This window comes from Micromonospora chalcea (assembly GCF_028768405.1).
Lineage (GTDB): Bacteria > Actinomycetota > Actinomycetes > Mycobacteriales > Micromonosporaceae > Micromonospora > Micromonospora chalcea.
Window position 1 is genome coordinate 4,290,800 of the sequence record NZ_CP118233.1, and the last position, 18,764, is coordinate 4,309,563.

At 74.6% G+C, this 18,764-nt stretch carries 17 protein-coding genes; 8 read left to right on the forward strand and 9 right to left on the reverse strand.

The genetic code is table 11. The features are described 5' to 3' along the window. Positions 1 to 66 precede the first annotated feature (66 nt). Together PVK74_RS18945 and PVK74_RS18950 are read right to left on the reverse strand one after the other, a co-directional pair. Positions 67 to 975 carry an ABC transporter permease gene (locus tag PVK74_RS18945; protein ID WP_274476934.1) on the reverse strand — a complete coding sequence of 303 codons (909 nt, stop codon included), beginning with the start codon at positions 973 to 975 and terminating at the stop codon, positions 67 to 69. After that, complete coding sequence (locus PVK74_RS18950) at positions 975 to 3,839, reverse strand: alpha/beta fold hydrolase (RefSeq protein ID WP_064446734.1); 2,865 nt, start codon at positions 3,837 to 3,839, stop codon at positions 975 to 977. The genes PVK74_RS18945 and PVK74_RS18950 overlap by 1 nt, the downstream gene beginning before the upstream one ends. Before the next feature lie 374 nt (positions 3,840 to 4,213). Between PVK74_RS18950 and PVK74_RS18955 the strand changes: the two genes are divergently transcribed. The 7 genes from PVK74_RS18955 to PVK74_RS18985 are packed head-to-tail and all read left to right on the forward strand — an operon-like array spanning position 4,214 to position 12,769. Further along, the gene (locus PVK74_RS18955; protein WP_069088727.1) at positions 4,214 to 5,395 is read left to right on the forward strand and encodes a hypothetical protein; all 1,182 of its coding nucleotides are present in this window, start codon (positions 4,214 to 4,216) and stop codon (positions 5,393 to 5,395) included. Then, on the forward strand, positions 5,382 to 8,276 hold the full coding sequence (locus tag PVK74_RS18960; RefSeq protein ID WP_274476935.1) for a sensor histidine kinase: 2,895 nt from the start codon (positions 5,382 to 5,384) through the stop codon (positions 8,274 to 8,276). Before PVK74_RS18955 ends, PVK74_RS18960 begins: the two co-directional genes overlap by 14 nt. Continuing rightward, a complete protein-coding gene (locus PVK74_RS18965; RefSeq protein WP_043327977.1) occupies positions 8,273 to 8,737 on the forward strand; it encodes a roadblock/LC7 domain-containing protein in 465 nt (154 codons plus the stop codon). Before PVK74_RS18960 ends, PVK74_RS18965 begins: the two co-directional genes overlap by 4 nt. After that, a complete protein-coding gene (locus tag PVK74_RS18970; protein ID WP_043327976.1) occupies positions 8,734 to 9,183 on the forward strand; it encodes a DUF742 domain-containing protein in 450 nt (149 codons plus the stop codon). Before PVK74_RS18965 ends, PVK74_RS18970 begins: the two co-directional genes overlap by 4 nt. After that, positions 9,161 to 9,955, forward strand: coding sequence for a GTP-binding protein (locus PVK74_RS18975; protein ID WP_176722823.1), 795 nt, complete (start codon positions 9,161 to 9,163; stop codon positions 9,953 to 9,955). The genes PVK74_RS18970 and PVK74_RS18975 overlap by 23 nt, the downstream gene beginning before the upstream one ends. Before the next feature lie 47 nt (positions 9,956 to 10,002). After that, positions 10,003 to 10,494, forward strand: coding sequence for a hypothetical protein (locus PVK74_RS18980; RefSeq protein ID WP_210872983.1), 492 nt, complete (start codon positions 10,003 to 10,005; stop codon positions 10,492 to 10,494). A gap of 37 nt (positions 10,495 to 10,531) precedes the next feature. Next, a complete protein-coding gene (locus PVK74_RS18985) occupies positions 10,532 to 12,769 on the forward strand; it encodes an AAA family ATPase (protein ID WP_274476936.1) in 2,238 nt (745 codons plus the stop codon). A gap of 4 nt (positions 12,770 to 12,773) precedes the next feature. Here the strand turns inward: PVK74_RS18985 and PVK74_RS18990 are convergent, their stop codons facing one another. The 4 genes from PVK74_RS18990 to PVK74_RS19005 form a co-directional block, all read right to left on the reverse strand. Beyond that, complete coding sequence (locus PVK74_RS18990) at positions 12,774 to 13,724, reverse strand: SRPBCC family protein (RefSeq protein WP_274476937.1); 951 nt, start codon at positions 13,722 to 13,724, stop codon at positions 12,774 to 12,776. A 2-nt stretch (positions 13,725 to 13,726) separates the two neighbouring features. Beyond that, positions 13,727 to 14,134 carry a hypothetical protein gene (locus tag PVK74_RS18995; protein ID WP_043327974.1) on the reverse strand — a complete coding sequence of 136 codons (408 nt, stop codon included), beginning with the start codon at positions 14,132 to 14,134 and terminating at the stop codon, positions 13,727 to 13,729. 126 nt (positions 14,135 to 14,260) lie between these two features. Further along, a complete protein-coding gene (locus PVK74_RS19000; protein ID WP_043327973.1) occupies positions 14,261 to 14,770 on the reverse strand; it encodes a GNAT family N-acetyltransferase in 510 nt (169 codons plus the stop codon). 149 nt (positions 14,771 to 14,919) lie between these two features. Further along, positions 14,920 to 15,822, reverse strand: coding sequence for a hypothetical protein (locus PVK74_RS19005; protein WP_187693789.1), 903 nt, complete (start codon positions 15,820 to 15,822; stop codon positions 14,920 to 14,922). Between the two features lie 151 nt (positions 15,823 to 15,973). Here PVK74_RS19005 and PVK74_RS19010 point away from each other — a divergent pair, with 151 nt between their 5' ends. Beyond that, positions 15,974 to 16,186, forward strand: coding sequence for a hypothetical protein (locus PVK74_RS19010; protein WP_013288875.1), 213 nt, complete (start codon positions 15,974 to 15,976; stop codon positions 16,184 to 16,186). 6 nt (positions 16,187 to 16,192) lie between these two features. Here PVK74_RS19010 and PVK74_RS19015 read toward each other — a convergent pair whose 3' ends face one another. The 3 genes from PVK74_RS19015 to PVK74_RS19025 all read right to left on the reverse strand — a co-directional run bounded on the left by PVK74_RS19015 (position 16,193) and on the right by PVK74_RS19025 (position 18,715). Continuing rightward, entirely contained in the window at positions 16,193 to 16,657 is a 465-nt protein-coding gene (locus PVK74_RS19015) for a DUF3263 domain-containing protein (protein ID WP_043327971.1), read from the reverse strand. A gap of 136 nt (positions 16,658 to 16,793) precedes the next feature. After that, positions 16,794 to 17,807 (reverse strand): ABC transporter permease subunit, encoded by a 1,014-nt coding sequence (locus tag PVK74_RS19020; protein ID WP_113973546.1) that lies wholly within the window; start codon positions 17,805 to 17,807, stop codon positions 16,794 to 16,796. Continuing rightward, positions 17,804 to 18,715 (reverse strand): ATP-binding cassette domain-containing protein, encoded by a 912-nt coding sequence (locus tag PVK74_RS19025; RefSeq protein WP_176722825.1) that lies wholly within the window; start codon positions 18,713 to 18,715, stop codon positions 17,804 to 17,806. Before PVK74_RS19025 ends, PVK74_RS19020 begins: the two co-directional genes overlap by 4 nt. Between the last annotated feature and the right edge of the window lie 49 nt (positions 18,716 to 18,764).

An 18,764-nucleotide genomic window follows, 5' to 3' on the forward strand; every position in this document is an offset into this window, starting at 1 on the left:
CAATTGCATGGGAACGCTCCCATGATATGGGCGGACGCGCCAATGCGGGTACCCCCGACAGTCACCTCAGCTGGTGACGTCCTTGCGGGTGAAACGCCAGAAGGCCAGGCTCCAGAACAACGTGGCGTAGACGATTGCCGAGAACGCGCCCTTGACCACGTCGTCGGTCTGCATCGGCGTGGACAGCAGCCCCAGCCAGGCGCTGCTGTAGTGGGTGGGCAGCAGGTTCCGCAGCCCGCCCAGCGCGGTGATCTGATCCAGGATGCTGGACAGGATCCAGAGCAGCACCGCGCCACCGACCGCGCCGAGCGCGGCATCGGTGGTCACCGACAGCAGGAACGCCAGCCCGGCCACCACCAGCAGCACCACCGCCAGGTACCCGAGCACCCCGAGCAGCCGCAGCAAGCCGTCGGCCGGGGCCAGCTCGGCCGAGACCTGGCTGCTCAACGGCTTCCAGCCGTACCGCAGCGTGCCGACCAGCAGCGCGGTGCCCGCGAGCAACAGCAGCGCCAGCCCGGAGTACGCGAGCGCGACGACCAGCTTCACCGCGAGCAGCCGGGCCCGGGGCACCGGCACCGCCAGCAGGTAGCGCAGGCTGCCCCAGCTCGCCTCGCTGGCCACCGTGTCGCCGCAGAACAACGCCACCACCACGACCAGCAGGAACGACGCGGAGACCAGGATCGAGAACAGGGTGAAGTTGAGCCCGCCCGAGGTGGCCAGGTCGGCCAGGCTGGAGAACTCGCCCCGCCCGCCGCGGTCGTCGTCCCCGGAGTCGAACTGGAACGCCACCAGGATGATCAGCGGCAGCAGCACCATGAACCCCAGCGCGAGCTGGGTACGCCGACGCGACGCCTGCCGCCGGAACTCCGCGGCGAACGGAAGCGTGGCCGAGGGCCGGTAACCGGCCGCCGCACCGCCCGCGCCGGGCCCGGACGTGCCGTTACCAGGCGACGATGCCACAGACGAACCCGCCATCACCGGTCCCCGCTTCCCCGAGAGTTCTCGCCGACCAGGGCGAGGAACGCGTCCTCCAGGCGGCGCCGGGGCACCACCCGGTCCACTCCGATACCGGCCCGGACCAGCTCGGCCACCACCTCGCTGCGCGCGGTGCCGTTGGTGTCGACCACCAGCGCGCCCTCGGCGTCGGGCAGCACCCGTACGCCGTCGAGCCGGTCGAGCACCGTACGCGCCGCGTCCGGGTCGCTCACCTCGAACAGCACGCTCGGCGACTCGCCGACGATCTCCTCGACCGGACCCGAGGCGACGATCCGGCCCTTGTTCACCACCACGGCGTGCGTGCAGGTCTGCTCCACTTCGGCCAGCAGGTGGCTGGAGACCAGCACCGCCCGGCCGTCGGTGGCGTAGCGCTGGAGCACCCGGCGCATCTCGGCGATCTGCGGCGGGTCCAGCCCGTCCGTCGGCTCGTCCAGCACCAGCAGCTCGGGCAGGCCGAGCATGGCCTGGGCGATGGCCAGCCGCTGCCGCATGCCGTGGCTGTACTTCCTCGTCCGCCGGTGCACCGAGTCGCCCAGGCCGGCGATCTCCAGCGCCTCGTCGAAGTGCGCGTCCTCCCACGGCCGCCCGGTCGCCCGCCAGTACGCCTTGAGGTTGTCCAGGCCGGACAGGTGCGGCAGGAAGCCCGGCCCCTCGACCAGCGCGCCGATCCGGGACAGCACCGGCGAGCCGGGCACCAGCCGGTGCCCGAAGACGTAGATCTCCCCGGCGGTGGGCTGGGTCAGCCCCATCAGCACCCGCAGCGTGGTGGTCTTGCCCGCGCCGTTGGGGCCGAGCAGGCCGACCACCTGCCCGGGGTGCACCTCGAAGTCGACGTCGGAGACCGCGACGAAGCCGTCCGCGTACTCCTTGCGCAGGTTGCGCACGGCGAGCGGGACGCCCGCGTACTCCGGGTGCACGGAGTTGTCCTGGCGGCGGTGCCGGCGGCGGGTGAGCAGCACGACCACGACGAGCCCGAGCACGATTGCGGCGAGCAGCCCGGCCAGCGCCCAGCGCCACACCACTGCCGTGGTGGGGATGGGCGTGGCCTCGACGGTGGGCAGCGTCAGCGGCCCGTCGGCCAGCGCCACCGTGTGGACGGCCGGCTCGGCCGGCGAGGCGTACGCCTGGTCCGACGTCGCCACCACGAGCCGCAGCCGGTGCCCGGCCTCGACCCGCCGGACGATCCCCGGCAGCGTGACGGTGACCGGCGTGGCCGCGTCGACGGAGCTGGGCAGGCCGGTCAGGCGCACCGGCGCGACCAGGCCGGACGGCAGCGTGGCCGCCCCCTGCGGGTCGACGTCGTAGAGCTTCACGAACAGCACCGCCTCGCCGGTCGGGGAGGCGGCCCGGATCCGCACGGTGGGCGCGCCCACCACGTCGACCGGCTCGTCCAGCGGCGCGGACTCGAAGCGGGCGTGCTGGCCGGGGATGTCACCGGCCACGCCGTCCAGCAGCGAGCCGAGCGCGCCGGCGAACGGCACCGAGGAGATCGCCGCCGGGTTGCCGTTGGGCGGTACGGCGACCGGCTGGGGCGGACCGGCGAGCGTGACCTCGCGGCGGTCCTCCCCGGCCAGGCCCGGATAGTCGGCGGTACGGAAGCCGGTGGCGACCAGGCCCCGGTCGAGCGCGTCGAACCCGGCGATGCGGGAGAACGTGAACGTGTCGCCGGGCGCCGCCCCGTCCCCCTTGACGTAGTGGTCGAGCCACTGCGCGGTCAGGAACTTCACCCGGTCGGAGTCGGAGGTGGGTCCGGAGCCGCCGTCGTGGCCGCCGGTGAACCAGGCGACCCGCACCGGCGTGCCGGCGGCGGCGATGCCCCGGGCGTTGGCGTCCGCCTCGGCCAGCGGGAAGAGCGTGTCCGCCTCGCCCTGGACCAGCAGCGTCGGGGACTTGATCCGGTCCAGCACGCCGGCCGGCGACGACCGGCGCAGCAGCTCGACCGCCGCCGCGTCGGCCCGGCCCGTGGTCGCGATACGCAGGTACGCGGCGCAGACGTCGGCGGCGAAGCGCCCGCAGGACGGGTCGGCGGCGCCGGCCGGCGCACGACCGGAGCCGGTACCGGGACCGGCGCCCGGCTGCGGACTCGGCGGTCCGGCCGACTCGGGCGCGCCCTCCGGCGCGGCGGCGGTGGCCCCGGAGAGCCCGGCCGGACCGGAGCCGGCGTTCCCGCCGCCACCGAAGAAGATCCCCGCCCAGCCCTTCTTGAACACGCCGTCGGTGGGCTGCCGGCCGGTGCTCTCCGGCAGGAACGCGCGGGACAGGTCGTTCCAGGTGATCATCGGGACGATCGCGTCGACCCGCTGGTCCTGCGCGGCCAGCAGCAGGGCCAGGCCGCCGCCGTAGGAGCCGCCGACCACGCCGACGCGGGGGTCGCCCGGCGAGTCGAGGCGGATGTCCGGCCGGGCCGCGAGCCGGTCGAGCAGGCGCTGGGCGTCCCGCACCTCGTAGTCGGGGCTGTCCAGGTGGATCTGGCCGCCGCTGCGCCCGAAGCCGCGGGCGGTCCAGGTGAGCACCGCGTACCCCCGGGCGGCCAGGTCCTCGGCGTCGGAGCGGACCGAGTCCTTGGTGCCACCGAACCCGTGCGCCAGCAGCACCGCCGGCACGCGGTTCGCTTCCGACGCGCGATCCGGCAGGTAGAGCGTGGTGTCCAGCTCGACCGGCTCGTCACCGGAGGGCCCGGAGCGGACCGTCACCAGCGCCGACTCGGTGCGGAAGTCCGGGCTCTGCGGCCGGGCCACCCAGACGAGCGCGGCGGCGACGAGGACTACCACCGCCACGACGGCGACGATCCGGCGTGGGCGTCCGGCCAGGGCGCGCCGGATCCGCGCGACTGGTGATCTCATGCGGCACACGGTACGGGCCGATCGCTGTGCATTCGCTGAGATCCGCCGTACGTCCGTCCGGTTGCGCCGTTCGTCGTTCGCCCACCGTCGTCCGCCAAAGGTCCAGAGCATCCCAGCGGCACATGTTCGGATCATGTGAATTCACATCTACACGCGCAAACCATCGTCGATGTCACTTCTCGGCAACATGATCGGACGCTGAGTGACGTCGAAGCTCACTCAGCGTCGCCCAGAATGGACTGACGTGAAGCCGACTCATCGGCCGAGGTTGCACAGACGTCCGGTTCGGCTACTTTTCCGGTCCGGTGCACGGGACTGCGTACGGCGACCTCCCGGGGCACCGAACGCCCCGCCGTCGCCGGAGGAGACACACCATGACAGTCCCCGCGCCGCGGGTCCGTCGGCGGCCCGCCGTACCGGGCCGCACGCTTCCCCTGCTGCTGGTGCTGGCGCTGCTCGTACCGCTCGGGTTCATCTTCGCCCAGTCCGAGAGCAGCGCCGCGGACGACCACGACCTGGCGAGCCGGGAACGGCTCGGTGTGCGCTACCTGCGCGCCCTCGGCCCGATCACCGACGCGCTGGTGGAGGCCCAGGCGATAGCGGTCGCCGAGGGAGCCGTCTCCCGGGGCGCGCTCACCGCCGCGATCGAGGGCGTCGCCGAGGTGGACAGCGCCGTCGGCGACGAGTTGCGCACCCACGAGCGCTGGGCCGGGCTGCGGGCGAAGCTCGAGTCGCTGCCGGACCGCGGGCTCGGCGACCCCGAGGCGGCCTTCCGGGCCTACGGCGAGGCGTCCGACCTGCTCCTGGCCCTCTACCGCAAGGTGCGGGAGAGCTCCGGGCTGATCCGCGACCCGCGCTCGGACTCGTTCTTCCTCCAGGACGGCATCGGCGGTGACCTGCCCACCGCGACCGTGCTGGCCGGGCGGCTCGTCGACCTGGCCCGGCTGGCGGCCAAGCGCCCCGCCGCCGAGCGCGCGCGGACCGGCGCGGAACTGGCCGAGCTGCGCGTCGCCGCGCTCGGCCCGGCCACCGACCTCGTCGCCGACCTGCGCTCCGCCGTCGACAGCTCGGAGAGCACCGACCTGGGCGCCAACGTGCTCACCCCGCTGGACACCTACCAGCGCTCGCTGGAGACGTTCTCGGTGTACTCGGCGCCCGGCGGCGGGCGGTCCGCGCCGAGCACCGACCAGCTCACCCAGGCCGGCATCACCGCGCAGAACGCCGCCAAGCAGCTCCGGACGGTCATCCTCGACCAGCTCGACGCGCTGCTGAAGGAACGGCTGGACGCGATCGACCGGGACCGCCTGCTGGGCCGGGCCGCGGCCGGCACCGCTGTCGCGCTGCTCGCCGGGATCGCCGCGCTGCACCTCGCCGCGCTACGGCGGGCGCGGGCCGCCGGCCCTCCCCCGGCGCGCCGCACGCCGGCCGAGGCCGGACCGCCACCGGCGGTCCACGCTGACCCGCCGATCACCGTGTCCGAGGGTGACCGCCAGCCGGTCGCCGTCGGCCGGGGCGGCGACGCCGACCGGTGGAGGCCGTTCGATGCTGCTCGCTAGGTTACGGATCCGGGGCAAGCTCGCCCTGCTGGTGATCATCCCGCTGCTCAGCATGGTCGGGCTGGCCGTTCCGGTGGTCATCGACCGGGTGGCCGCCGCGCAGCGGGCCGCCGACACCGCCGAGACGGTCCGCATCGCCAGCCGGGTCGGCAGCCTGGTCCAGGATCTCCAGCAGGAACGCCTGCTCTCGGTCGGGCTGCTGCTCGGACGGGTGTCCCGCACCGAGCTGATCCAGAAGTCGGCCACCGTCGACGACCGGGTCGCCGATCTGCGCGCCGAGACGCTGCCGGCGACGGTCCGCGAGAGCCTCGACGGGGTACGCAAGCTGGACGACGTCCGCACCGCCACGCTCGCCGGCCGGGCCAGGCCGGACCAGATCCTGACCGCGTTCAGCGAGGTCGACACCGCCCTGATCGACGCGCTGCGACTGCCGTACCAGGTGGACACCGATACCGCCGCCGGGCGGCAGGTGCTCGCCCTGGACGCGTTGCTGCGCGTCGACGAGGCGCTCAGCTCCTGCACCACCCAGATCGTGCTGGTCAAGGCGACCGGCGACCCGCGGATGTCGCGGTCGTTCGTGGCGTGCATGGCGGCGCTCAACGTCGACAACCGGCGCTTCCGCCGGCTGATCACGCCGGAGCAGCTCAAGGTGGCCGAGCTGGACGACGCGGCGGTGGCCGCGCGGACCAGCCCGACGTTCCTGGTGGACAGCCTCCGGGACCCCGACGCGGCGATCGCGCCGGTCTCGCTGGACGTGCTCTTCCCCGCGTCCCGGTCGATGATCACGCTGGGCCAGTTCGTCGAGAAGAAGGTCGTCGCGGACGTCATCGCGGAGACCCGCGCCCGGGAGCGGGAGGCTCTGACCGCGGCCTGGCTGGTCACCGTGGCGGCGGGCGTCATCCTGCTGGTCGTGGTGCTGCTGAGCATGACGGTGGCCCGTACCGTCGCCCGCCCGCTGAGCCGGCTCACCCGCTCCGCCGAGCGGGTCGCCCGGGTCGCCGAGGCGGAGCTGACCCGGGTCGCCGACGACGAGTCCGAGAGCGTGCCCCCGGTACGCCTCGACCCGGTGGAGGTGAGCGCCCGGGACGAGATCGGTGAGCTGGCCCGCGCGTTCGACCGGGTGCAGCACACCGCCGCCCGGCTGGTCGAGCGGCAGGTGGCCGGACGCCGCAACGTGGCGCAGATGTTCGGCCACGTCGGACGGCGTACCCAGAACCTGGTCGGCCGCCAGATCGCGCTCATCGACCGGCTGGAGCGGCAGGAGACGGACCCGGGTCGGCTGGAGCACCTGTACCGGCTGGACCACATCTCCAGCCGTCTGCGCCGCAACGCGGGCAGCCTGGTGGTGCTCTCCGGCGCCACCGGCTCGGACGGCCACGTGGCGCCGGTCCCGCTGGCCGACGTGGTCCGGCTCGCGCTCGGCGAGATCGAGGACTACACCCGCGTCGACGTGGAGGTGCCGCCCGGCGTCGCGGCGGCGCCGGCGATCGTCGGCGACCTGGTGCTGACGCTGGCCGAGCTGATGGAGAACGCCACCTCCTTCTCGGCGCCGCACACCCGCGTGGTGGTGACCGGCGAGCTGACCGACGGCGGCGCCCGGCTCGTGGTGGTCGACCACGGCATCGGCCTGACCGAGGAGCGGATGGCCGAGGAGAACGCGCGGTTCGACCGCCGGGAGCGGCTCGACCTCGCCCCGACCGAGGTGCTCGGCCTCTTCGTCGTCGGCCGGCTGGCCCGGCGGCACGGCTGGCACGTCCGGCTGACGCCGACCCCCGGGGGCGGAGTCACCGCCACCCTGGAGGTCCCGGCCGACTCGCTCGTGGTCCGCCGCCCCGAGCCGGTCTTCGCCACCGCCACGCTGGCCGCTGTGCCGCCCGGCGGGCACGAGCACGGGACGGCAGCGGTCGAACCGCCCGCCGGCTTCGACGCGGAGCTGCTGAGCCGGGCCACCCGCAGCATGTCCAGCGGCGACCCGTGGAACGCCTTCGGCAAGCGGGACGACGCTCCGGAGCCGGCCGAGGATCCGGGCCTGCCCACCGCCGGCGCGCCGCCCGCCTGGCCGCCGGCCGCAGGTGCGCCCGCCACCCGGCCGGCCGGGCCGTTGGCGCACCCCGGCCGTACCTCCCCGCCGACACCGGTCGTCGGCCCGGTCCCGGTCGCTCCCCCGGCCGCCGGGCCGACGACCGGCCCGACCCGCACCGCGCCGGCCGGCCCAGCCCTGACCCCACCGGCGGGTCCGGCCCTGCCGCCGCCCGCCGGCCCGGCCCTCGCACCGGCCGCCGGGGCCGGCCTGGCCGTCGGGCCGTCGTCGCCACCGGCTGTCCGGCCGGCGCGCACGCCGACCGTCGGGTCCGCGCCCGTACCGACCGCCGGACCGGCGTCGGCCCCGCCGGTCGGTCCGGCCCGCACGGCGCCCCCCGCCGGTGGTCGCCCGTCGGTCCCGGCCGGGCCGGAACCGGTCGGCCCGCCCACCGGACGGCCCGGCACGCGGTCGCCGATCCGGCAGCGGGTGCCCGGCGCGAACCTCCCGGCCCCCGCGCCCACCACCCCGGCCGCCCCGGCGACCGGCGGGCCGCTGATCGGCGTACCGGCCGATCCGGCCTCCGTCCGGGCCCTGGTCGAGGCGTTCCAGGACGGCGTACGCCGGGCCGAGGGCCACACCACCCTCGTCCCGCCCGCAACGGAGCGTCCCCGGCTGAGCCGGCGGGTGCCGGGCGCGAATCTGGCCGACACCCCGGTCCAGTCCACGCCCCCGGCCAGCTCCGACCCCGGCGACCCCGTCGAGGTCCGCAATCTCGTCAACGAATTCGAGGCGGGCGTCGCCCGCGCTCTGCGCGAAGTCAGCCCAGACCGTCATTACGAAGAGGACCCATCACGGTGACCAGCCCCTTCTTGCACGACAACATCGAACAGAGCGCCGCCGGCGACCTCAGCCCCGAGGCGCGCACCTTCAACTGGCTGCTCGACTCGTTCACCTCCAGCACCGCCGGGGTGATGGAGGCGATCGCGGTCTCCTCGGACGGGCTGCTGATGGCCATGTCCGCCATCAAGGACCGGTCCAACGCGGAACGGCTCGCCGCCGTGGTCTCCGGCATGACCAGCCTCGCCGGAGGCGCCGCGAGCTGGTACGCGCTGGGCGCGCTCAACCGGGTGATCGTCGACATGGCCGAGGGTTACCTGCTGATCAGCGCGATCAGCAGTGGTTCGGTCCTCGGCGTCGTCGCCGACCGGACGGCCAACCTGGGCACCGTGGCGTACGAGATGACGCTCTTCGCCGGCCGGGCCGGCGGCGCCCTGAGTCCCCGCCTGATCGCCGAGCTGAAGAACGCCGTTCAGCAATGATCCCGGGGGCCGCCGGCGCGGACCCGGAGCCGGAACCCGGCATCCGGGTCCGCCCCTTCCTGCACGCGTCCGTTCCGGTTCCGGAGCCGGACGCGGGCGACGGGGAGCCGACCGGCCCGCGCCCGTTCGTGCTGACCGCCGGACGAGTGGACGGCGACCCGGCGATCGGTCTGGAGACCCAGGTCACCGCTCGTCCGGGCAGCACCTCGTGGGCGGTGACGGCCCGGCTGTCCCCGGAACTGGCGGCGATCGTCGCGATCTGCGCCGAGCCCGTCTCGGTGGCGGAGATCTCCGCCCGGACCCGGATGCACTTCGGTGTGACCCGGGTACTCGTCGGCGACCTCCGCGCCGCCGGCCATCTCGACGTGCACGTCGCGGACGGCGACGACGCCCTCGATCCCGACATCATCCTGCGAGTGATTGATGGACTTCGTGCGATCTCCTGAATGGCCGGCGGCGGCCCTGGGCGGGCCGTCCGCGAACAGCGCCCCGAGCCGCTACGGCGGACCGGCCCCGCTGATCGGCCGCGCCACACCGCCACCGCCCACCCCGCCGCTGCCGTACCTGCCGCCCGGGGTGCCGCCCCAGGAACCGGCCCCGATCGTGAGCCGGGTCCCGGCGCCCCGCCCGCCGATCCCGGTCAAGATCCTGATCGCCGGCGGGTTCGGGGTCGGCAAGACCACCACGGTGGGGGCGATCTCGGAGATCGCGCCGCTGACCACCGAGGCCGAGATGACCACCGTCGGGATCGGCATCGACGACCCGGGCGGCGTCGCCGGGAAGACCACCACGACCGTCGCCATGGACTTCGGCTGCGTCACCATCGACCGCAGCCTCAAGCTCTACCTCTTCGGTACGCCCGGTCAGGCGCGGTTCGGTTTCATGTGGGACGACCTGGCCCGGGGGGCGCTCGGCGCGCTCGTGGTGGTGGACAGCGCCCGCCTCGACGACTGCTATCCGGCCATCGACTTCTTCGAACGTTCCGGGCTGCCGTTCGCCGTCGGCGTCAACGCCTTCGACGGGCGGCTGGCCCTCGACCTGCCGTCGATCCGCTGGGCGCTGGCGATCGCGGAGCACGTGCCGCTCGTGCAGTTCGACGCCCGGGACCGGCTCTCCGTCCGGGACGCCCTGCTGGTCGTCCTGGACCGGGCGCTGGACCGGGCGACCCGTTCGGGGCGGCGCGGCGACGGGCCCGCCCCGCAGCCACGGGCGGGCTGAACACCGACAGTCGTTTCGATCCGTTGTCTGGCGAAGGGGTGGACGCCATGAGAGGTGATCTGGACGAGACACTGGCCCGGATGGCGCGGCGCGAGGAGGCGATGCGCCGCCGGGCGCCCGGCGAACCGGCCGGCGGGACCGACCAGGACGTGGTCCCGGAGGAACTGCCGGCCGAGCCGGGCAACGGGCGGGCGGGCCACGGCGCGTACCGGCTGCGGGGCGGCGCGGCGCCGGCGCGGCGTGACCCGGTCGAGGAGGTCGCCGACGCGGTCCGGCGGGTCGTGGCCGACCACCCCGGGGTCGCCGTCACGCTGCGGGTGGAAGTGGGCGACCAGGCGTACCCGCTGCGGGTCTCCTGGTCGGGCCTTGCGGTCACGGTGGGCCCGGCCTCGGCGCCGACTCCCCCGCCGGCGTGGCCCATGTCGGTGAAGACGGTGCCCGCCCCCGGGCAGGACTCGGTCGAGTCGGACCCGGCGGCCCGGCTGGCGGAGATGATCCGGCGGGATCCCTCGCTGCTGGACGGCCCGGACCCGCGCTGAGGCGGCACCTCGTGGTCACGGCGGCTACTGTCGGCGGGTGGCGGAACCCGATCTGACCCTGACCGCGACGCTGCGGCCGGCCGCGCTCGACGCCCGCCGCGGCGTGGTACGCCTGCACCCCGAGGTGCTCACCGCGCTGGCGCTGCGCCCCGGCGATCCGGTGCGGCTGACCGGCCGCCGGACGACCGCCGGCATCGCGGCCGCCGCCGACCCGGGCACCAGCGGCGTCCTGCTGCACGCCGACGACCTGCTGCTCGGCAACCTGGGGCTGCGGGCCGGCGGCCAGGTGACGGTGAGCCCGCTGCCGGCCACCCCGGCGCGCCGGCTCACGCTGGCCGGCCCGGCCGCCGTGGTCGCCGCGGTCCCGCCGGAGATGCTGCGGCTCGCGCTGCTCGGCAAGGTCGTCACGCCCGGCGACGACGTCTCGCTGCTGCCGCAGGACGTGCTCCCGGACGCCGCCGTGCGCGGCCTGATCGAGGCCGCGCGGCGCAGTCTCGCCAGCTCCGTCGGGTACGCCTGGACCAGCACGCTGCTCAACGTCGTGTCCGTCGAGCCGGCGGCCGGCGCGCTCGTCACCATGGACACGGTGGTGGGCTGGGAGCACGGTCCGGCCACCCGGGGCTCCGGCCCGGTGTCCCCGGGCGCGCCCGTCTCCGCCCCCTCGGCCGCGCCGGCCGGGACGGAACGGGCCGAGGGCCTGCTCGGCCCGGAGGACGCCCCGGACGTCGACGAGCTGCCCGGCCTGCGCGCCCAGGCCGAGGAGCTGACCGAGCTGCTGGACCTGGGCTTCCACCACCGTGAGGTGCTGGGCCGGCTCGGCACCACCGTCTCGCTCGGCGTGCTGGTGGAGGGACCGGCGGGCTCGGGCAAGTCAGCGCTCGTGCGCGCCGTCGCGGCCCGGGTCGGCGCGGGTCTGCGCCCGCTCTGGGCGCCGGAGCTGGCCGCGCTCACGAACGACGCGGCGGCCCGCAGGCTCCGCGAGGCGGCGTCGGCGGTACGCGCCGGCGGACCGGCCGTGCTGCTGGTCACCGACGTGGAGGCGGTCGCCCCGGCCGACGAGCCGGGTCCGCTGGCCACCGTGTTCCGCCAGGTGGTCGCCGAGGCGCTGCGGGCCGGCGTGGCGGTGGTCTGCACCAGCGGGCGACCGGAGGCGGTGGACCCGGGACTGCGCGGCCCGGATCTGCTGGCGCTGCGGATCACCGTGCCGCTGCCCGACGCGGCGCTGCGCCGGGAACAGCTGACAGTGCTCACCCGGCAGGTGCCGCTGGCCGGCGACGTACGGCTGGACGAGGTGGCCGGCCGTACCCCCGGGTTCGTCGCGGCGGACCTGGCGGCGCTCGTCCGCGAGGCCGGGGTACGCGCGGCGCTGCGGCAGAAGACGGCGGAGACGCCGACGGTGGCGATGACGGACTTCACCGAGGCGCTGGAGGTGGTCCGGCCGACGACGATGTCCGCGTCCACGCTGGAGCTGGCGTCGGTGACGCTCGACGACGTGGGCGGACTGCACGACGTCAAGCAGACGCTCACCGAGTCGGTGCTCTGGCCGCTCACCTACCCGGACACGTTCGCCCGGCTGGGCGTGACGCCGCCGCGCGGGGTGCTGCTCTACGGGCCGCCCGGCTGCGGCAAGACCTACCTGGTCACCGCGCTGGCCGGGTCCGGGCGGGCGAACGTGTTGTCGGTGAAGGGCGCCGAGCTGCTCTCCAAGTGGGTGGGTGAGAGCGAGCGGGCGGTGCGGGAGCTGTTCCGCCGGGCCCGCCAGGCCGCGCCCACGCTGGTGTTCCTGGACGAGGTGGACGCGCTGGCCCCGGTTCGCGGGCAGGCCAGCGACGGCGGCACCACCGACCGGGTGGTGGCGGCGCTGCTCACCGAGCTGGACGGGGTGGAGGCGCTGCGCAACGTGGTGGTGGTCGGCGCGACGAACCGGCCGGAGCTGGTCGACCCGGCGCTGCTGCGTCCCGGCCGGCTGGAACGTCTGGTCTACGTGCCGCCGCCGGACGGGCCGGCCCGCGCGGAGATCCTCCGCGCCGCCGCCCGGGGCGTACCGCTCGCGCCGGACGTCGACCTCGACGCGCTCGGCGCCGAGCTGGACGGCTTCTCCGCCGCCGACTGCGCCGCGCTGGTACGGGAGGCGGCGCTCGCCGCCATGCGGGAGTCGCTCAACGCGAGCACCGTGACTGCCGCGCACGTCGGTGCGGCCCGGGACCGTGTCCGGCCGTCGCTGGACCCGGTGCAGCTCGCGCACCTGGAGTCGTACGCCGCCGGCCGGTCCTGACCGGTCAGCGCTCGTCGCGGCGGCGGGCACGCTCCGGCGCCGTGAGGACCGGCTCGTCGGCGTACTCGTCGTCGGCGAAGTCGTTGCCCTCGTCGTAGGCGGCGTACTCGTCGTCGGCCGGCCCGGTCTCTCCCCGCTCCTCCCGGAGCGCGGTCTCGTGGTCCTTGACGACCTGGGAGTCCTCGATCTCGCCGCGCCAGCCCTCGACCGCGTCCGGGTCGAGCACGGTCCGGGTCATCACGTGCCGGACGAAGTGCTTCAGCTCCAGCCGGACCCGGCGGCCCTGGGCCCGCCACAGGTTGCCGGTGTGCTCGAAGAAGCCCTGCGGGTGGTACTGCAGCACGACCAGGATCCGGGTCAGCTCCGGGGCGACCTCGTGGAAGCTGACGCTGCCGTCGACCGAGCCCTTCTCGCCGGTGGACCGCCAGTGGATGAGCCGGTCCGGGATCTGCCGCACGATCGTCGACTCCCAGGTCCGGCGCGACCAGAGCACCTGCGCCTTCCAGGTCATCTTCTCGTCGTCGCAGTCGGCCTGTTCGACCTTCTTCATGAAGCTCGGGAAGTCGCCGAACGTCGTCCACTGGTTGTAGGCGACCCGGACCGGTACGCCGACCTCGATGGTCTCGACGATGTTGGTGACCTTGAGCTTCCGGCCGCCGTCGCCGCCGCCCTTGCGGCCGAACGCCGCCATCAGCTTCTCCCTACCGCCGGCCACGCCGGCATGGAACATGGCCTTCACCGGGGAGCTGCCCTCGGCGAGCTTCCGCGCGCCGGTGGCGGCGGCGACCAGGCCGGGGTCGCCGCCCTGCTGCGCGTACTCGCTGAGTCGTCCGGTCGCGGCGGTGACCCGGTCGCTGATCGCCTGGACGGCCCGTTCACCGAGAGCCGCGGCGAGGTTGCGCAGCTCGCCGCCGATCTCGTCGCGTACCCGGCCGGTCAGATCGGTCGTCGCCATCGTCACCGCCCCCGCTGCTGTCGGTCCGGCGCCTCGGGCTGCTCGTCCAGCTCCGGTTCCTCGTCCGGCGCGGAACGCTCGGCGTCCGGCCGGCCCGGGCCGCTCCGGCGGCGCAGCGCGTCGGCCCCGTCGCGCAGCCGGCCGCCGATCGCGTCGATGCCGCTGCCGGCGGCGGCGGTCGCCGCGGCCCGCCCGGCCGCCACCAGCGGCGGCGCCAGCCCGCCGAGGTTGCGCAGCTGCGGACTGGCGCCCATCAGATCCGCGCCGAGCCGCTTGATGCCGCCGGGACGCTGGCTGGCCCGCCCGGCGGCGACCGCCGCGGCGAGCGTCAACGCGGTACGCATCTTCCTCCGGCGACCCAGCAGGTAGCCGAAGCCCACCGCCAGCGCCACCCGTGCTCCGCTTTTCATCCGCTCTCCTCCGCACTCCCCGGGGCGCGAACTACCCGTCACCCCGTTGGGAAAACATTTCCTCAGGGGAACGGAAAAGGCGGCCGAAACTTCACGTCAAGCGTCAGGGAGCTGCAAGAACGGGTTTCAGCGGATCGGCAGCGCCGAGTCGAGGCACATTCGGGCGTGCACTTCTCCGCCCTCCTCGCGCAATTCCGCACCGCATTTACGAAGAACGGAGAGAGCGCCCGCGTTGTCCGGCGTGGTGTCCGCGACCACTGTGTGCATCCCGGCCGCCGCGGCGGTGTGCAGCAGCTGCCGCAGCGCGGCGGCGCCGAGACCCCGGCCCCGGGCGGAGCGGCCCAGCCACATGCCCGTCTCCACAGTGCCGGGCTCGTCCCGGCGGGTCATCCGGATCATGCCGACGACCTCGCCGCCGGAGACGATCGCGTACATGGCGGTGCGGGTCGGGCCGTCGAGTCCGCCGAGGTTCGCCCGGTGGAACTCCCGGAACGCGTCCCGGCGGGCGAGCGACCAGCCCGCGGGCGCCTGCACCGGAGGCATCACGTCCTCCGGTTCCGCCTCCGCCGCCGCTACGGAGAGCAACGGTTCCAGGTTCCGCTCGTCCACCGGCTCCAGCCGTACCGCACCCGTCACGAGGCGCAGTCTGCCGCTACCTGTCCGGGCCGTCCACCCCTTTGGGCCCGGATTGCCGCTATGGCCGACCGCCTCGGCCGGTCGTACCCCCGGGGTGTTCCGCCTCACGCTGCGTTGTCATCCGACCGGGTGTTCCGGCGTGAGCGTGCTCACGCCGGAGGAGCGAACTCGCACAGCACCACCGAGGCGTCGTCGGTGCGCTTGCGCCGCCGCAGCCGCTCCGGGTGGTCCCGCTCGGCCGCGCGGACCCGGTCGATCAGCCCTTCCGGGCCCGCCACGGTCAGCACCTCCAGCAGCCCGGCCCAGTCGAACAGGCCGAACTGGTCGACCGCGCAGGAGGCACCGTCGCTGAGCAGCGCGGCCCGGCGCAGCGCACCCGGACCGCGCAGCGGAAGCGTGCCGGTCAGCGCGTGGTACGCCGCGTCCGGGTCGCTCGCCGCCGCCCAGTAGCCGTGGGTGCGGTTCATCCGGGTCCGCTGCACCGTCGTCGCCCGCCGGAACCGGGTCGCCGGGTCGGTCTCGCCGTCGGGCAGCGCGGCGGCGTTGCGCCGCAGGTCGGCCACCGCGTCCGCGAGCCGGTCGTCGGTGACCACCTCGATCCCGCGGTCGGTGTCGAGCACCAGCGGGCTGTCGCAGAGCACCAGGTAGTCGACCCGGTCGCCGCTTTCCCGCAGCAGGCAGACGGTGGACGAGGGGGTGCCGGGATGGTCCAGGTCGCACGTCCCGCCGTGGTCGGCCCGGACCGCGAGGATCGCCGCCGCGAGGCTGCTCATCAGCGTGGCGGCGGGCCGGGCCGCGATCGCCAGGCCGATCCGGGCGGCCAGGTGCCGGACGTACCAGGCGGGACCGTGCACGCATCCGGTGTCGAAGCCCTCCGGCACGGTGGCCCCGTCGAGGACGCCGACGAGCGGGCCGATCCGGAAGACCACGTCCTCGTTCTCCGGGCGGCCCGGCGCCGGGTCGGAGGCGGAACGCACCCGCATCACCGGCGCCTCCCCGGCCGGGCGGGCCGGCCTGCTGCCGATCGCGTACCGGCGGTCCGGTGCTCCCATCGTCGCCTCCGTTCGTCGTCGCCGGCCGCCTACCCGGCCCGCGCCAGGTCATCCGCCACCGGCCCGATCGTGGTAACCCTGCGTCATCACTCCCGCACTTTCGGTAGCGTCGGACGCGACCGGGTCGGTCCCGGTGACAGGGGGATTCGAGATGTTGGAGCGGTTGCACGAGGGCGGCATCCGGGCGGAGCACGCATACCTCGCCGGGTTCGTCAGCATCGGCCTCTCGGTCACCAGTTGGTTCCTCTCCAAGCACATGGAGCGCGCCGGAGTGGCGCGGGCGGACCGCTGGGGCATCTTCATCGGCGAGTGGGCGCCGACGTTCTTCGCCATCGGCAACGGGCTGCGCACGTACGAGAAGTGAGGCGGGTCAGCGCCGCCGGTTGCGGGCCCGCGACGAGCGCAGCCGGCGCAGCCGGCCGATCAGCACCGGATCGGCGGCGAGCGCGGCCGGGTGGTCGAGCAGCGCGTTGAGCAGCTGGTAGTAGCGGGTCGCGGAGAGCCCGAACGTGTCCCGGATGGCCTGTTCCTTGGCGCCGGCGTGCTTCCACCACTGCGCCTCGAAGGCGAGGATCCGCTGCTCCCGCTCGGTGAGGCCGGCCGGCGTCGTGCCCGCGGCGCCCGTATCCGCCGCTTCCGGACCGGGCTGCTCGACCGGCGCGGTGGACTCGACGGGCGGCGACCCGGGCCGGACGGACTCCGACGGCTCCGACGGTGCGGTGGACTCGACGGGCGGAGCGGTGCGCGGTGGCGGAACCGTCCCGCCCGCGTGGCGCGTACCCGCTGCCGGGCCGGACGGGTCGACGGCGGCCCGCTGCGAGGCGTCGGCGGACATGGCGCTCCTCTCCGACGGCGGGTGACCGGCACGCGGAGCGCGCCGGCCGGGGGAGCCCCAGCGTAACCAGGGCCGCCCCCGGCCGCATCGGACGCGGGGTCCGCGCCGCCGGGGGGAGCCGGCGGCGCGGACCAGGTCAGGCGATGTCCCGCCGCCGCATCGTCCAGAACGCGGCCACGACCGCGCCCACCAGGGCCACGCCGAACACCACAGCCGACTGCTGCCAGGTGACCACGTACGTGGCCGGCTCGCAGGCGCCCTGGGAGAACTGACAGGTGTCGTAGTCGAACAGTTCCGCCTGCTTCAGGAACCACGACTGGGCGTACGTGGAGAGCACGTACCGGTCGCCGAACTGCACCCCGAGCACGGCGACCGCGATCCGGATGCCGATCTCACTCACCGCGAAGATGCCCACCGCCGCGCCGAGCGCCATCGCCGTGTGCCGGCCCAGCGAGGCCAGCGCGAACCCGACCGCCGCCACGAGGAGCGTCATGCCCAGCGCGCGCAGCCCGTCCAGCCCGATCGACTGCCACACCCCGGCGGTCATCTTCGCGGTACTGCCCCGCTGGCCGGCGATCAGCCAGAACGCCGCCGTCCAGAGCGCGCCGAGCACCACGGTCAGGCCGAACACCGTGGTCAGCAGGGCGGCCAGCTTCGTGCCCAGCACGGTCAGCCGCTTCGGTCGCCACAACAGCAGGTTCATCATCCCGCCGGTGTTCCACTCGGCGCCCACGAAGGAGGCGCCGACGATGAAGCCGAACAGCGCCACGGAGGCGGCGAACACGGCGATGAACATGGGGAACTCGGCCCGGAAGTCGAACTGGTAGGGCAGGTTCCACTTCGGGTCGAACATGTCCGGCTGCGGCGCGTAGTCCTTGCCACAGTTCGGGCCGTACTCCTCCTCGGTCTGCTCACCGCGGGCCTGCGCGGCCTCGCACGCGGCGACCCTGCGCTTCCACCCCTCCGTCGCCTGCTGGTACTGGGCCCGGGAGTCGGCCTCCGCCGCCGCCACCACGTCCGGCGAGAGCTTCTGACTGGAGAAGCTGAACGCGGTGGCCACTGTGGCCAGGCCGACGAGCAGCAGGACGAGCATCAGCCGGGTCAGCCGGCGCTTGCCGAGCCGGCGCAGCTCGGTGACGAACAGGCTCATGCGCCCCAACCTCCTGCGGTGCCGGTCTGGTCGACCTTGGCGGACTGATCGACCTGACGGTGCTGGCCGGGGACCGGCGCGGTGGCGGTCAGTTCGAGGAAGACGCTCTCCAGGTCGACGGCGACCGGGGTGAGCTCGCTGACGTACAGGCCCTGCTCGGCGAGCAGGCGGCTGACGGTGGCCGGCTTGTCCACACCGGACAGCATCAGGTGGTCCGGCTCGGCGGTCACGCCGACCCCGGCACGGCTGAGCGCGTCGGCGGCCTGGGGCAGGTCGTCGACCGCCTCCAGGCGTACCCGCACGGCGCCCTGGGAGTGGGCCGCGAGCACCTGGTCGACCGGTCCGAACGCGACCCGGCGGCCGAGCGAGATGATGGTGACCGAGTCGCAGATGAGTTGGATCTCGCCCAGGATGTGGCTGGAGAGCACCACAGTCATCCCGGCCTCGGACAGCTCCCGCATCAGCCCGCGCATCTCCCGGATGCCGCCCGGGTCGAGGCCGTTCGCCGGCTCGTCGAGGATCAGCAGCTTGGGGTTCTTGAGCAGCGCGGACGCGACCGCGAGGCGCTGCTTCATGCCGAGCGAGTAGGTCTTGACCCGCTCACCCGCCCGGTCGCGCAGCCCGACCAGCTCCAGCACCTCGTCCACGCGCTGCTTGGGCAGCTCACCCGCCTGGGCGAGCAGGCCCAGCGTGTCCCGCGCGCTGAAGTGCGGGAAGAACTGCGGACTCTCCACGATGGCGCCGACCTGCCCGGCGACGGCCGGCAGCGCGTGCGGCAGCTCCTGACCGAGGATCGCCATCCGGCCGCCGTTCGGCTTGATCAGGCCGAGCAGCGTACGCAGCGTGGTGGTCTTGCCCGAACCGTTCGGGCCGAGGAAGCCGTGCACCTGGCCGGCTTCCACTCGCATGTCGAAGCCGTCGAGCGCGTGGCGGACCCCGCGCTTCCGGCTCCGGTAC

Bases quoted from the DNA above. Each gene is read 5' to 3' on its own strand.
- PVK74_RS18970 (WP_043327976.1), top strand. From the start codon at position 8,734: ATGATCCCGGGGGCCGCCGGCGCGGACCCGGAGCCGGAACCCGGCATC.
- PVK74_RS18945 (WP_274476934.1), bottom strand. From the start codon at position 975: ATGGCGGGTTCGTCTGTGGCATCGTCGCCTGGTAACGGCACGTCCGGG.
- PVK74_RS18955 (WP_069088727.1), top strand. From the start codon at position 4,214: ATGACAGTCCCCGCGCCGCGGGTCCGTCGGCGGCCCGCCGTACCGGGC.
- PVK74_RS19010 (WP_013288875.1), top strand. From the start codon at position 15,974: ATGTTGGAGCGGTTGCACGAGGGCGGCATCCGGGCGGAGCACGCATAC.
- PVK74_RS18995 (WP_043327974.1), bottom strand. From the start codon at position 14,134: ATGAAAAGCGGAGCACGGGTGGCGCTGGCGGTGGGCTTCGGCTACCTG.
- PVK74_RS18975 (WP_176722823.1), top strand. From the start codon at position 9,161: ATGGACTTCGTGCGATCTCCTGAATGGCCGGCGGCGGCCCTGGGCGGG.
- PVK74_RS19005 (WP_187693789.1), bottom strand. From the start codon at position 15,822: ATGGGAGCACCGGACCGCCGGTACGCGATCGGCAGCAGGCCGGCCCGC.
- PVK74_RS18960 (WP_274476935.1), top strand. From the start codon at position 5,382: ATGCTGCTCGCTAGGTTACGGATCCGGGGCAAGCTCGCCCTGCTGGTG.
- PVK74_RS19020 (WP_113973546.1), bottom strand. From the start codon at position 17,807: ATGAGCCTGTTCGTCACCGAGCTGCGCCGGCTCGGCAAGCGCCGGCTG.
- PVK74_RS18950 (WP_064446734.1), bottom strand. From the start codon at position 3,839: ATGAGATCACCAGTCGCGCGGATCCGGCGCGCCCTGGCCGGACGCCCA.
- PVK74_RS18990 (WP_274476937.1), bottom strand. From the start codon at position 13,724: ATGGCGACGACCGATCTGACCGGCCGGGTACGCGACGAGATCGGCGGC.
- PVK74_RS18980 (WP_210872983.1), top strand. From the start codon at position 10,003: ATGAGAGGTGATCTGGACGAGACACTGGCCCGGATGGCGCGGCGCGAG.
- PVK74_RS19025 (WP_176722825.1), bottom strand. From the start codon at position 18,715: ATGCGAGTGGAAGCCGGCCAGGTGCACGGCTTCCTCGGCCCGAACGGT.
- PVK74_RS19015 (WP_043327971.1), bottom strand. From the start codon at position 16,657: ATGTCCGCCGACGCCTCGCAGCGGGCCGCCGTCGACCCGTCCGGCCCG.